A 13,316-nucleotide genomic window follows, 5' to 3' on the forward strand; every position below is an offset into this window, starting at 1 on the left:
ATGTCGAAGCTCGGTAACCTCGGCGCCCGGCTGCACCGCGGTGAGATCAGTTACGACTTCATCGGCAAGCGCAAGATCTGGTACGGCGTCTCCATCCTGATCACCATCACGGCCATCGTCGGCCTGGTGGTGCGCGGGCTGAACATGGGCATCGACTTCCAGGGCGGCGCGGTCTTCACCACGCCGACCAGCATGAGCGTGTCGGTCGCCCAGGCCGAGGGCTTCGCCCATGAGGCCTCCGGCCACGAAGCGGTGGTGCAGAAGCTCGGCAACGGCAGCCTGCGCATCCAGATCGCCGGCATCGACACCGGCAAGGCCGACGACATCAAGGAGACCCTGGCCAAGGACCTCCGGATCGACCCCGAGAAGCTCAACGCCGACCTGGTCGGCCCGAGCTGGGGCGAGCAGATCGCCAACAAGGCCTGGGAGGGCCTGGCGATCTTCATGGTGCTCGTGGTGATCTACCTGGCCATCGCCTTCGAGTGGCGCATGGCGGTGGCGGCCCTGGTCGCCCTGATCCACGACATCACGATCACCGTCGGCATCTACGCCCTCGTCGGCTTCGAGGTCACGCCCGGTACGGTCATCGGTCTGCTGACCATCCTCGGTTACTCGCTCTACGACACGGTCGTCGTCTTCGACAGCCTCAAGGAGCAGACCAAGGACATCACCAAGCAGACCCGCTTCACCTACAGCGACATCGCCAACCAGTCGATCAACGGCACCCTGGTGCGCTCGATCAACACCACGGTCGTCGCCCTGCTGCCGGTCGCGGGTCTGCTCTTCATCGGCGGCGGCTTCCTCGGCGCCGGCACGCTCAACGACATCTCGCTCTCGCTGTTCGTCGGCCTCGCGGCCGGCGCGTACTCCTCGATCTTCATCGCCACCCCGCTCGTCGCCGATCTCAAGGAGCGCGAGCCCGCGATGAAGGCCCTGCGCAAGCGGGTCCTGGCCAAGCGCGCGCAGGCCGCGGCCGGGGACGATTCCGGGGAGTCGGGTCCCGCGGGTGATACTTACGAGGCGGCGTCCGCTGTGGTGGGCCCGCGCGACCAGTCCGCGGCACGCAACCGAGGCCGCGGCCGACCCTCTGGAAAGCGCCGATGACCGACATCCAGGAGCTGCTGCTCAGCCGAATCCGTGACGTCGCCGACTACCCGGAGCCGGGAGTGATGTTCAAGGACATCACCCCGCTCCTGGCAGACCCGGCAGCGTTCACGGCCCTGACCGACACGCTGGCCGAGATCGCCACGAACACCCGGGCGACCAAGGTCGTCGGCCTGGAGGCCCGCGGCTTCATCCTCGGAGCGCCCGTCGCCGTCCGCGCGGGCCTCGGCTTCATCCCGGTCCGCAAGGCCGGCAAGCTGCCCGGCGCGACCCTGCGCCAGGCCTACGACCTGGAGTACGGGTCGGCGGAGATCGAGGTGCACGCCGAGGACCTCACCCCGGACGACCGCGTGCTGATCGTGGACGACGTGCTCGCCACCGGCGGCACCGCCGAGGCCGCGGCCCAGCTCATCGAGCGGGCCGGTGCCGAGGTCGCGGGTCTCGCGGTCCTCATGGAGCTCGGCTTCCTCGGCGGCCGCGCCCGCCTGGAGCCCGCCCTCAAGGGCGCCCCCCTGGAAGCCCTGCTCCAGGTCTGACGCCTCCGGCAGAACCGAAGCACAGCTCGCCCGTGGGCGGCACCGGACCCCTGGTGCCGCCCACGGCCGTATCCGCCCCGTCCGACCCCGGGCGTGTCCGCCGTCCCGGCTCTTCGCCACGTCCGCCCCCGGGTGTGTCCGCCGTACCGGCCCTCCGCCGCGTCCGCCGTATCGACCCCGGCCGTATCTGCCACGTCCCGCTCCCGGCCGCACCCCGCCATGTCCGCCGTCGGCCGTACCCGCTGTACCGGCTCCCTGGCCGCACCCGCCACGGTCCGTCCCTGGCCGCACCCGCCATGTCCACCGCCGGCCGTATCCGCCGTACGGCCCCCCCGGCCGCACCCCGCCGTGTACCGCCCCCGCCGTATCCGCCACGGTCCGTCCCTGGCCGCACCCGCCGCCGGCCGTATCCGCCGCACCGGCCCCGGCCGCACCCGCCGTACCGGCCCTCCGCCGCACCCGCCACTTTCCGGCCCACGTCCGCCCCCGACCGCGTCCGTCACGTCCGCCCACCGCCGTACCCACCCCGCCCGCCCCCACCCATACGCTTCCGGCCACCCCACCGGCCCTCCCCGGCCACCTCCCGGAATCCCCCACGGGCCCCACGCGTTCCGTGGACGGAGTGGCCGCGCATCGGGCCGGGAGCGATGACGAGGCGTGGGATGGCTACCATGGGATCTCCGGAGCCTGTCCGGGCTACCCGGATCGCGCACGAGGAGTCCTCTTGCCAGACGAGGCCCAGCCACTGACCGCCGCCAAGCCCGAGCCCGCCTCGGCCCCGGCGGTGAAGCCCGCGCCCAGCGCGTCCGACGCGAAGAACGACTCGCGCGGGACGGCGGCCCACGCCTCCTCCGCGCCCGTCGAGAAGACCGCCGACGCCTCCCGGCCGAAACCGGCCGCTCCCGTGCGTGCCGCGGCCGGCCAGTCCGCGTCCCGCTCCGGCTCCTCCAACCGCGTCCGCGCCCGCCTGGCCCGCCTCGGCGTACAGCGCGCGAATCCCTACAACCCGGTCCTGGAGCCCCTGCTGCGGATAGTGCGCAGCAACGACCCCAAGATCGAGAACGCGACGCTCCGCCAGATCGAGCGCGCCTACCAGGTCGCCGAGCGCTGGCACCGGGGACAGAAGCGCAAGAGCGGCGACCCGTACATCACCCACCCGCTGGCCGTCACCACCATCCTGGCCGAGCTGGGCATGGACCCGGCCACCCTGATGGCGGGCCTGCTGCACGACACCGTCGAGGACACCGACTACGGCCTGGACGACCTGCGCCGGGACTTCGGCGACGTGGTCGCGCTGCTGGTCGACGGCGTCACCAAGCTGGACAAGGTCAAGTTCGGCGAGGCCGCGCAAGCAGAGACCGTGCGCAAGATGGTCGTCGCCATGGCCAAGGACCCGCGCGTCCTGGTCATCAAGCTCGCCGACCGCCTGCACAACATGCGCACCATGCGCTACCTCAAGCGCGAGAAGCAGGAGAAGAAGGCGCGCGAGACGCTGGAGATCTACGCGCCGCTCGCCCACCGCCTCGGCATGAACACCATCAAGTGGGAGCTGGAGGACCTCGCCTTCGCGATCCTCTACCCCAAGATGTACGACGAGATCGTGCGTCTGGTGGCCGAGCGCGCCCCCAAGCGCGACGAGTACCTCGCCATAGTGACCGACGAGGTGCAGTCCGACCTGCGCGCCGCCCGCATCAAGGCGACCGTCACAGGCCGCCCCAAGCACTACTACAGCGTCTACCAGAAGATGATCGTCCGCGGCCGTGACTTCGCGGAGATCTACGACCTGGTGGGCATCCGCGTCCTCGTGGAGACCGTCCGCGACTGCTACGCGGCCCTCGGCACCATCCACGCGCGATGGAACCCGGTCCCCGGCCGGTTCAAGGACTACATCGCGATGCCCAAGTTCAACATGTACCAGTCGCTGCACACGACGGTCATCGGGCCCAACGGCAAGCCGGTCGAACTCCAGATCCGCACGTTCGACATGCACCGCCGTGCCGAGTACGGCATCGCCGCGCACTGGAAGTACAAGCAGGAGGCCGTCGCCGGCGCCTCCAAGGTGCGCAGCGACGCGCCGAAGACGTCCGGCAAGGGCAAGGACGACCACCTCAACGACATGGCGTGGCTCAGACAGCTCCTGGACTGGCAGAAGGAGACCGAGGACCCCGGCGAGTTCCTGGAGTCCCTGCGCTTCGACCTCTCGCGCAACGAGGTCTTCGTCTTCACGCCCAAGGGCGACGTCATAGCGCTCCCGGCCGGGGCCACCCCGGTCGACTTCGCTTACGCGGTGCACACCGAGGTGGGCCACCGCACCATAGGAGCGCGTGTCAACGGACGCCTCGTACCGCTGGAGTCCACCCTGGACAACGGCGACCTGGTGGAGGTCTTCACCTCCAAGGCGCCCGGCGCGGGTCCGTCCCGCGACTGGCTCGGCTTCGTCAAGTCGCCCCGCGCGCGCAACAAGATCCGCGCCTGGTTCTCCAAGGAGCGCCGCGACGAGGCGATCGAGCAGGGCAAGGACGCCATCGTCCGCGCCATGCGCAAGCAGAACCTGCCGATCCAGCGCATCCTGACCGGCGACTCGCTGGTCACGCTCGCGCACGAGATGCGCTACCCCGACATCTCCGCGCTGTACGCGGCGATCGGCGAGGGCCATGTCTCCGCGCAGAACGTGGTGCAGAAGCTGGTGCAGGCGCTCGGCGGCGAGGAGGCCGCGAGCGAGGAGATCGACGAGAGCGTCCCGCCCTCGCGCGGCCGCAGCCGCAAGCGCCGCTCCAGCTCCGACCCCGGTGTCGTGGTCAAGGGCGTCGACGACGTGTGGGTCAAGCTGGCCCGCTGCTGCACCCCCGTCCCCGGCGACCCGATCATCGGCTTCGTCACCCGGGGCAGCGGCGTCTCCGTCCACCGCAACGACTGCGTCAACGTGGAGTCGCTCTCCCGCGAGCCCGAGCGCATCCTCGACGTCGAGTGGGCGCCCACCCAGTCCTCGGTCTTCCTGGTCGCCATCCAGGTCGAGGCCCTCGACCGCTCCCGGCTGCTCTCCGACGTCACCCGCGTCCTGTCCGACCAGCACGTCAACATCCTCTCGGCGGCCGTGCAGACCTCCCGCGACCGGGTGGCCACCTCGCGCTTCACCTTCGAGATGGGCGACCCCAAGCACCTCGGCCACGTCCTGAAGGCCGTCCGGGGCGTGGAGGGCGTCTACGACGTCTACCGGGTCACCTCGGCCCGCAACCGCTCGTAGGACCGCGCGGGGGGCCGCACAGGCCCCCCGCAGGACCCGCGGGCCCCAGGAGACCCAGAACACGCCGAAGGCCCCGTACGTCGCGTACGGGGCCTTCGGCGTGGTGGGCGGGGTATCAGCCGCCGAACTCGTGCAGACCCTTCAGAGCCTGGTCCAGGAGCGCCTGACGGCCCTCCAGCTCACGCTCCAGCTTGTCGGCGCGCGCGGTGTTGCCCTGGGCACGCGCCTGCTCGATCTGGCCGCGCAGCTTGTCCACGGCGGCCTGGAGCTGACCGGTCAGCCCCTCGGCGCGCGCACGCGCCTCCGGGTTGGTCCGGCGCCACTCGGCCTCCTCGGCCTCCTGGATGGCCCGCTCGACCGCGTGCATCCGGCCCTCGACCTTGGGACGCGCGTCCCGCGGCACATGACCGATGGCCTCCCAGCGCTCGTTGATCGAGCGGAAGGCGGCCCGCGCGCCCTTCAGGTCGGAGACCGGAAGGAGCTTCTCGGCCTCCTCGGCCAGACCCTCCTTCAGCTTCAGGTTCTCGCCCTGCTCCGCGTCCCGCTCCGCGAACACGGAGCTGCGCGCGGCGAAGAACACGTCCTGGGCACCGCGGAAGCGGTTCCACAGCTCGTCCTCGTGCTCGCGCTGGGCGCGGCCCGCCGCCTTCCAGTCCGCCATCAGATCGCGGTAACGGGCCGCCGTCGGACCCCAGTCCGTCGAACCCGACAGCGCCTCGGCCTCGGCGACCAGCTGCTCCTTGATCCGGCGGGCGTCCTCGCGCTGCGCGTCCAGCTGCGCGAAGTGCGCCTTGCGCCGCTTGGAGAACGCCGACCGGGCGTGCGAGAAGCGGTGCCACAGCTCGTCGTCGGACTTGCGGTCCAGACGGGGCAGCCCCTTCCAGGTGTCCACCAGCGCCCGCAGCCGCTCACCGGCCACCCGCCACTGGTCGGAGGCCGCCAGCTGCTCGGCCTCCACGACCAGGTCCTCCTTGGCCTTGCGGGCCTCGTCGGACTGCTTGGCCCGCTGCGCCTTGCGCTCCTCGCGCCGCGACTCGACCGTCTTGACCAGCTTGTCGAGGCGGGTCCGCAGCGCGTCCAGGTCGCCGACCGCGTGGTGCGCGTCCACCTGCTCGCGGATGTGGCCGATCGCCGTCTGGGCGTCCTTGGCCGACAGATCGGTGGTCTGCACCCGCTTTTCGAGGAGGCCGATCTCGACAACCAGGCCCTCGTACTTGCGCTCGAAGTAGGCAAGCGCCTCCTCGGGGGAGCCGGCCGCCCACGATCCGACGACCTGCTCGCCGTCTGCCGTACGCACGTACACGGTCCCCGTCTCGTCGACGCGGCCCCACGGGTCGCTGCTCACAGCGCCTCCTCCACATGATGCCCGCCAGGTGCCTCCCGGCCCCCGGGCATCGTCCACAGTTTCGTCACCGCCAACATAGGCGACCGGCGGGTGGCCTGTCCGCATCCAGCGCGACCGAAATTGCGCAGATGACGACGCGGACCGCCACCACCGGAGGGTCAGGACTTGGCGACCGTCGCCTTGTCGATCACGACCGTCGCGTTCGGGGCGCCGTCGCCCATGCTCGTGCTCTCGCCGGCCTTCGCGATCTTGTCGAGCACCTTCAGGCCCGCCTTGTCGACCGTGCCGAACGGGGTGTAGTCGGGCGGCAGCGGACTGTCCTTGTAGACCAGGAAGAACTGGCTGCCGCCGGTGTGACGGCCCTGCTTGGTCTGGGCGTTGTACTGGTTGGCCATCGCCACCGTGCCCGCCGGGTACGTGCCGCCCTTCAGGCTCTTGTCCTTCAGGTTCTCGTCCGGGATCGTGTAGCCCGGACCGCCGCTGCCGGTGCCCGTCGGGTCGCCGCACTGCAGCACGTAAATCCCGTTGGTCGTCAGACGGTGGCACTTCGTGTGGTCGAAGTAGCCCTTGTTCGCCAGGAAGTCGAACGAGTTGACCGTGTGCGGGGCCGCGTTGTTCAGCGCCACGTCGATGTCACCGCAGGTGGTGGCCAGCTTCATCGTGTACTTGGCCGACGTGTCGATCGACACCGCCGGCTCCTTCTTCCACTGGAGCTTCTTCACCGCGCCCTCGGCGGGCTTCTCGCACGGGTCCGGCGCCTTCTTGGCCGGGCTCGCGGACGGCGTGGGCTCGGAGCCCGCGTTCACCTTCTTGCTGTCGTCGCTCTTCAGCGCCCCGGTCGTGTACAGGGCGACACCGGCGATCACGGCCACGCCGAGGGCCGACGCGATCACGGCGTTGCGCGTCCTCGCCTTGCGCCGTGCGCTCGTGCGCCGCTGCTGCTGCCGCAAGAACTTCTCCCGGGCGAGCTGACGCCGCCGCTGCTCCTGGCTGACCACCGGGTTCTCTCCTCATGCGTGTCGTGTGCCGGCCGGTACGCGTGCGCGCGCCGGACCGACAGGCGCGTGTAGCCCCGTACCGTATATGGGTTCGCTGAGGAAACGGCAGCGCCGGTAGGCTCTGGACCACGGGCCGACCGCCCGCGAGCCCTCCCGTACCGACACAAACGAAGGACGATCGTGCTCATTGCCGGGTTCCCCGCCGGGGCCTGGGGGACGAACTGTTACGTCGTCGCCCCCGCCGCCGGTGAGGAGTGCGTGATCATCGACCCGGGCCATCAGGCCGCCCAAGGAGTCGAGGAGACGCTGCGCAAGCATCGGCTGAAGCCCACCGCCGTCGTCCTCACCCACGGCCACATCGACCATGTGGCCTCGGTCGTCCCCGTGTGCGGCGCACATGACGTGCCGGCCTGGATCCACCCCGACGACCGCTACATGCTGAGCGACCCCGAGAAGGCGCTCGGCCGGTCCATCGGCATGCCGCTCATGGGCGAGCTGACCGTGGGGGAGCCCGGCGACGTCCGGGAGCTGACCGACGGGGCGAAGCTGGAGCTGGCCGGGATGGAGTTCTCCGTCGCGCACGCGCCGGGCCATACCAAGGGGTCGGTGACCTTCGAGATGCCCGAGAAGACCGACATCCCGCCGGTCTTCTTCTCCGGGGATCTGCTGTTCGCCGGCTCCATCGGACGCACCGACCTGCCGGGCGGCTCCATGGAGGACATGCTCGGGTCGCTGGCACGCGTGTGCCTGCCGCTCGACGACTCCACCGTGGTGCTCTCCGGCCACGGCCCCCAGACGACCATCGGCCAGGAACGCGCCACCAACCCCTATCTGCGGCAGGTGGCCGCCGGCCAGGGAGCCGGCCAGGCTCCCCGACGAGGAATGTGACGAGAGAGCTTCTTTCCGTGAGCACCTTCAAGGCCCCCAAGGGCACGTACGACCTGATCCCGCCGCAGTCCGCCACGTACCTCGCCGTGCGCGAGGCCATCGCCGCCCCCCTGCGCAACTCCGGGTACGGCTACATCGAGACCCCCGGCTTCGAGAACGTCGAGCTGTTCGCGCGCGGTGTCGGCGAGTCCACCGACATCGTCACCAAGGAGATGTACGCCTTCGAGACCAAGGGCGGCGACCGGCTCGCCCTGCGCCCCGAGGGCACCGCCTCCGTGCTGCGCGCCGCCCTGGAGGCCAACCTGCACAAGGCGGGCAACCTCCCGGTCAAGCTCTGGTACTCCGGCTCGTACTACCGCTACGAGCGCCCCCAGAAGGGCCGTTACCGCCACTTCTCCCAGGTCGGCGCCGAGGCGATCGGTGCCGAGGACCCGGCGCTGGACGCCGAGCTGATCATCCTGGCCGACCAGGCGTACCGCTCGCTGGGCCTGAGGAACTTCCGCATCCTGCTGAACTCCCTCGGCGACAAGGAGTGCCGTCCCGTCTACCGGGCCGCCCTCCAGGACTTCCTGCGCGGCCTCGACCTCGACGAGGACACCCTGCGCCGGGCCGAGATCAACCCGCTGCGCGTCCTGGACGACAAGCGCGAGTCGGTCCAGAAGCAGCTCACCGGCGCCCCCCTGCTGCGCGACTACCTGTGCGACGCCTGCAAGGCGTACCACGAGGAGGTCCGCGAGCTGGTCCTCGCGGCGGGCGTCTCCTTCGAGGACGACCCCAAGCTGGTCCGCGGCCTGGACTACTACACCCGCACCACCTTCGAGTTCGTCCACGACGGCCTCGGCTCGCAGTCCGCGGTCGGCGGCGGCGGCCGCTACGACGGCCTCTCCGAGATGATCGGCGGCCCCGCGCTGCCCTCGGTCGGCTGGGCCCTCGGCGTGGACCGCACCGTCCTCGCCCTGGAGGCCGAGGGTGTGGAACTGGACATCCCCTCCGCCACCAGCGTCTACGCCGTCCCCCTCGGCGACGAGGCCCGCCGCCTGCTGTTCGCCAAGGTCACCGAACTGCGCAAGGTCGGCGTCGCGGCCGACTTCTGCTACGGCGCCAAGGGCCTCAAGGCCGCCATGAAGGCCGCCAACCGCTCCGGCGCCCGCTACGCGATCGTCGCCGGCGAACGCGACCTCGCCGAGGGCGTCGTCCAGCTCAAGGACATGGAGACCGGCGACCAGACGCCGGTCGGCCTCACCGAGGTCGTCGCGGAACTGGAGTCCCGGCTCGCCTGAGCCGGCAGCCGTGTGACGGGCCGGGCGGCACGATGCCGCCCGGCCCGTCACTCTTCGCTCTGCTGTGCCCCCGCCGGATGCGGAACCGGCCGGAAACCCGCCCCTTCCGAGGGCCGAAGGTCCTTACTTATCCACAGCGAACGGTGCGCGGGCGCACCCGTGCGGCACAATGGCCCCTGCCCGAAGAAGGTCCCTTCTCAAGCAGACGGAATCGGCGTGATGAGCAAGACGACAGTCACCGACGTCTCCACCGTGCCCGAGCCGGAGTACGCCGCCACCCCACCCGGAGCCGCGGGCGGCAGCCGCGCCTTCGCCGTGCTGCTGCTGATCACCGGTGCCGCGGGGCTGCTGGCCGCGTGGGTCATCACGATCGACAAGTTCAAGATCCTTGAGGCCAAGGTCGCGGGGAAGACCTTCACCCCGGGGTGCAGTCTCAACCCCGTGGTCTCCTGCGGCAGCGTCATGGAGAGCAAGCAGGCCGCCGCGTTCGGCTTCCCGAACCCCATGCTCGGCCTGGTCTGCTACGGCATCGTCATCTGCGTCGGCATGAGCCTGCTCGCCCGCGCCCGCTTCCCGCGCTGGTACTGGCTGACCTTCAACTTCGGCACCCTCTTCGGCGTGGCCTTCTGCTCCTGGCTCCAGTTCCAGTCCCTGTACCGGATCAACGCCCTGTGCCTGTGGTGCTCCCTGGCCTGGGTCGCCACCATCGTCATGTTCTGGTACGTCACGTCCTTCAACGTGCGCAACGGCTTCCTGCCGGGCGGCCGCGCCCTGAAGACCTTCTTCGGCGAGTTCACCTGGGTCCTGCCGGCCCTGCACATCGGCATCATCGGCATGCTGATCCTGACCCGCTGGTGGAGCTTCTGGACCAGCTGAGCACCGGCCGGCGGGCGGCCGTGCCCGGTCGTCCGCCCCCGGTTGTCAGTGGGGTGTCTTAGGGTTTCAGCGTGGAAGCCGACCTGTTCACCGCCGCTGCAGAAGAACGCCAGGAAAAGGACCCGACCAGCAGTCCTCTCGCCGTGCGGATGCGTCCGCGCACCCTGGACGAGGTGGTGGGCCAGCGGCATCTGCTCAAGCCCGGCTCACCCCTGCGGCGCCTGGTCGAGGGCGGCGGCGGCCCGGCGGGACCCTCCTCGGTCGTGCTCTGGGGCCCGCCCGGCACCGGCAAGACCACCCTCGCCCATGTGGTCTCCCGCGCCACCGACAAGCGGTTCGTGGAACTCAGCGCGATCAGCGCGGGCGTCAAGGAGGTCCGCGCGGTCATCGACGGCGCCCGCCGCGCCGCCGGAGGCTTCGGCAAGGACACCGTCCTCTTCCTGGACGAGATCCACCGCTTCAGCAAGGCCCAGCAGGACTCCCTGCTCCCCGCCGTCGAGAACCGCTGGGTCACCCTGATCGCCGCCACCACCGAGAACCCCTACTTCTCGGTGATCTCCCCCCTGCTCTCCCGCTCCCTCCTCCTCACCCTCGAACCCCTCACCGACGACGACCTGCGCCACCTGGTGCGCCGCACCCTCGCCGACGAGCGCGGTCTCGGGGACACCCTCACGCTTCCCGAGGACGCCGAGGAGCACCTGCTCCGTATCGCCGGAGGCGACGCGCGCCGGATCCTGACCGCTCTGGAGGCCGCGGCCGGCGCCGCGCTCGACCAGGCGGAGACGGAGATCACCCTCCAGACCCTGGAGGCGACCGTCGACCGCGCGGCCGTGAAGTACGACCGCGACGGCGACCAGCACTACGACGTCGCGAGCGCGCTGATCAAGTCCATCCGCGGCTCCGACGTGGACGCGGCCCTGCACTACCTGGCCCGCATGATCGAGGCCGGCGAGGACCCCCGCTTCATCGCCCGCCGCCTGATGATCTCCGCCAGCGAGGACATCGGCGTCGCCGATCCGAACGCGCTGCCCATAGCCGTCGCCGCCGCCCAGGCGGTCGCGATGATCGGCTTCCCGGAGGCCGCGCTCACCCTCAGCCACGCCACCATCGCCCTCGCGCTCGCCCCCAAGTCCAACTCGGCGACCCGGGCCATCCAGGGCGCCATGGCCGACGTGCGCAAGGGCCTGGCCGGACCGGTCCCCGCCCATCTGCGGGACGGCCACTACAAGGGCGCCGAGAAGCTCGGCCACGCCAAGGGCTACATCTACCCGCACGACCAGCCGGACGCCATCGCCGCCCAGCAGTACGCCCCGGACGCCCTCAAGAACCGCGAGTACTACACCCCGACGCGCAACGGCGCCGAGGCGCGGTACGCGGACGCCGTCGAGTGGACCAGGAAGCACCTCGGTCGCAAGCGGTCCTGAGCGCCCTGTAGACTGCCCCGAAGTGCTGAGTCCCGTGTCCGGCCCCTCGCCAAGAGGAACCGGCTCACCAGAGCGGGACACCCAGCCGGAGACCCGGCCCCCGGGCGGGGTTCTCCAGGAGCGTCGCGCACCGTCGAAGGTGTCGCGGGCAGCCCACCACCCTCCGGCAGCGTCCGGAACCGGTCGGTGGGCCACTCGCGTGCTGCACGTATGTGCCCAGTTCGGGGAACGGCTGCCCGGCCCGTCCGACGAGGACGGACAGGGTTTCCCCGGCTGCGGATGCGACCTCCCCTAACCCTGGTGAAGCCGTATTCGCACAGATAAAACGAGGTGTTTGGTTCATGGCGAACCAGTCCCGCCCCAAGGTCAAGAAGTCGCGTGCCCTCGGCATCGCGCTGACCCCGAAGGCCGTCAAGTACTTCGAGGCCCGCCCCTACCCGCCGGGCGAGCACGGCCGCGGCCGCAAGCAGAACTCGGACTACAAGGTCCGTCTGCTCGAGAAGCAGCGTCTGCGCGCGCAGTACGACGTGTCCGAGCGTCAGCTCGTCCGCGCCTACGAGCGTGCCGCCAAGGTCCAGGGCAAGACCGGCGAGGCCCTGATCATCGAGCTGGAGCGTCGTCTCGACGCCCTGGTCCTGCGTTCGGGCATCGCCCGCACGATCTACCAGGCCCGCCAGATGGTCGTCCACGGCCACATCCAGGTCAACGGCCAGAAGGTCGACAAGCCGTCCTTCCGTGTCCGTCCGGACGACGTCGTGCAGGTCCGCGACCGCTCCAAGGACAAGACGCTCTTCCAGGTCGCGCGTGAGGGTGGCTTCGCCGCCGACGGTGAGACCCCGCGTTACCTGCAGGTGAACCTCAAGGCCCTGGCGTTCCGCCTGGACCGCGAGCCGAACCGCAAGGAAATCCCGGTGATCTGCGACGAGCAGCTCGTCGTCGAGTACTACGCCCGCTGATTTCAGCCCCCGCGTAGGCACTCAGGCCCGCCGTCCCACCGCCCTTCCAGGCGGGCGGGGCGGCGGGTTCGCGCGTTCCCGGACCACGCCCCGGAACCGGTGAAGCGGCCCCGGAGAGGCCACCGCGCGGCCCCGGGTAATCCGGTACAGAGCCCCGCCGTCGGCGCGATAGGCTCGGTGCACGACTTTTCCGATGCTCAGGCATGTTTCAGGGAGCGGGTGCGCACAGTGTCCGGTGGAGAGGTGGCCGGAATCCTGGTGGCCGTCTTCTGGGCGATCCTGGTCTCCTTCCTCGCGGTGGCACTGGCGAGGCTGGCCCAGACCCTCAAGGCGACGACCAAGCTCGTGGCGGATGTGACCGACCAGGCCGTCCCGCTGCTCGCCGACGCGTCCGCGGCCGTCCGGTCCGCGCAGACCCAGATCGACCGGGTGGACGCGATCGCGACCGACGTCCAGGAGGTCACCTCCAACGCGTCCGCGCTCTCCTCCACCGTCGCCTCCACCTTCGGCGGCCCCCTGGTCAAGGTCGCGGCCTTCGGCTACGGCGTCCGTCAGGCCCTCGGCGGCCGCAAGGAGCCCGCGCCCGCGAAGCCGTCCAGGCGCGCGGTGATCGTGGGCCGCACGGTCCCGGCCACCCGGCGGGGCAAGCGAAAGTAAGGACTGAG

At 70.6% G+C, this 13,316-nt stretch carries 11 protein-coding genes; 9 read left to right on the forward strand and 2 right to left on the reverse strand.

The genetic code is table 11. From position 1 onward, the window contains the following. The 3 genes from secF to AB0898_RS05740 all read left to right on the forward strand — a co-directional run bounded on the left by secF (position 1) and on the right by AB0898_RS05740 (position 4,884). On the forward strand, positions 1-1,104 hold the full coding sequence (secF, locus tag AB0898_RS05730; RefSeq protein WP_366801545.1) for a protein translocase subunit SecF: 1,104 nt from the start codon (positions 1-3) through the stop codon (positions 1,102-1,104). Next, positions 1,101-1,640: an adenine phosphoribosyltransferase gene (locus AB0898_RS05735; RefSeq protein ID WP_366801546.1), complete on the forward strand. Its 540-nt coding sequence runs from the start codon at positions 1,101-1,103 to the stop codon at positions 1,638-1,640. The genes secF and AB0898_RS05735 overlap by 4 nt, the downstream gene beginning before the upstream one ends. A 724-nt stretch (positions 1,641-2,364) precedes the next feature. Further along, positions 2,365-4,884 carry a RelA/SpoT family protein gene (locus AB0898_RS05740; protein ID WP_366801547.1) on the forward strand — a complete coding sequence of 840 codons (2,520 nt, stop codon included), beginning with the start codon at positions 2,365-2,367 and terminating at the stop codon, positions 4,882-4,884. Between the two features lie 115 nt (positions 4,885-4,999). Here the strand turns inward: AB0898_RS05740 and AB0898_RS05745 are convergent, their stop codons facing one another. Further along, positions 5,000-6,229: a DUF349 domain-containing protein gene (locus AB0898_RS05745; RefSeq protein ID WP_366801548.1), complete on the reverse strand. Its 1,230-nt coding sequence runs from the start codon at positions 6,227-6,229 to the stop codon at positions 5,000-5,002. Positions 6,230-6,387: 158 nt separating this feature from the next. Next, complete coding sequence (locus AB0898_RS05750) at positions 6,388-7,227, reverse strand: peptidylprolyl isomerase (protein WP_366801549.1); 840 nt, start codon at positions 7,225-7,227, stop codon at positions 6,388-6,390. A gap of 180 nt (positions 7,228-7,407) precedes the next feature. On the opposite strand from AB0898_RS05750, the gene AB0898_RS05755 reads away from it, so the two are divergent. The 6 genes from AB0898_RS05755 (at position 7,408) to AB0898_RS05780 (ending at position 13,308) form a co-directional block, all read left to right on the forward strand. Continuing rightward, the gene (locus AB0898_RS05755) at positions 7,408-8,115 is read left to right on the forward strand and encodes an MBL fold metallo-hydrolase (RefSeq protein ID WP_366801550.1); all 708 of its coding nucleotides are present in this window, start codon (positions 7,408-7,410) and stop codon (positions 8,113-8,115) included. 17 nt (positions 8,116-8,132) lie between these two features. Next, positions 8,133-9,395: a histidine--tRNA ligase gene (gene hisS, locus AB0898_RS05760; protein ID WP_366801551.1), complete on the forward strand. Its 1,263-nt coding sequence runs from the start codon at positions 8,133-8,135 to the stop codon at positions 9,393-9,395. Positions 9,396-9,614: 219 nt separating this feature from the next. Then, a complete protein-coding gene (locus AB0898_RS05765; RefSeq protein WP_366801552.1) occupies positions 9,615-10,271 on the forward strand; it encodes a vitamin K epoxide reductase family protein in 657 nt (218 codons plus the stop codon). Positions 10,272-10,342: 71 nt separating this feature from the next. Continuing rightward, a complete protein-coding gene (locus AB0898_RS05770) occupies positions 10,343-11,695 on the forward strand; it encodes a replication-associated recombination protein A (RefSeq protein WP_366801553.1) in 1,353 nt (450 codons plus the stop codon). A gap of 341 nt (positions 11,696-12,036) precedes the next feature. Then, the gene (gene rpsD / locus AB0898_RS05775) at positions 12,037-12,651 is read left to right on the forward strand and encodes a 30S ribosomal protein S4 (RefSeq protein ID WP_018549020.1); all 615 of its coding nucleotides are present in this window, start codon (positions 12,037-12,039) and stop codon (positions 12,649-12,651) included. 219 nt (positions 12,652-12,870) lie between these two features. After that, a complete protein-coding gene (locus AB0898_RS05780; RefSeq protein ID WP_366801554.1) occupies positions 12,871-13,308 on the forward strand; it encodes a DUF948 domain-containing protein in 438 nt (145 codons plus the stop codon). The last annotated feature ends 8 nt before the right edge of the window (positions 13,309-13,316 follow it).

It is taken from the genome of Streptomyces sp. NPDC005435 (assembly GCF_040703155.1).
Lineage (GTDB): Bacteria > Actinomycetota > Actinomycetes > Streptomycetales > Streptomycetaceae > Streptomyces.

Coding starts and splice junctions, on each gene's coding strand:
- rpsD (WP_018549020.1), top strand. CDS start 12,037: ATGGCGAACCAGTCCCGCCCCAAGGTCAAGAAGTCGCGTGCCCTCGGC.
- secF (WP_366801545.1), top strand. CDS start 1: ATGTCGAAGCTCGGTAACCTCGGCGCCCGGCTGCACCGCGGTGAGATC.
- AB0898_RS05765 (WP_366801552.1), top strand. CDS start 9,615: ATGAGCAAGACGACAGTCACCGACGTCTCCACCGTGCCCGAGCCGGAG.
- AB0898_RS05735 (WP_366801546.1), top strand. CDS start 1,101: ATGACCGACATCCAGGAGCTGCTGCTCAGCCGAATCCGTGACGTCGCC.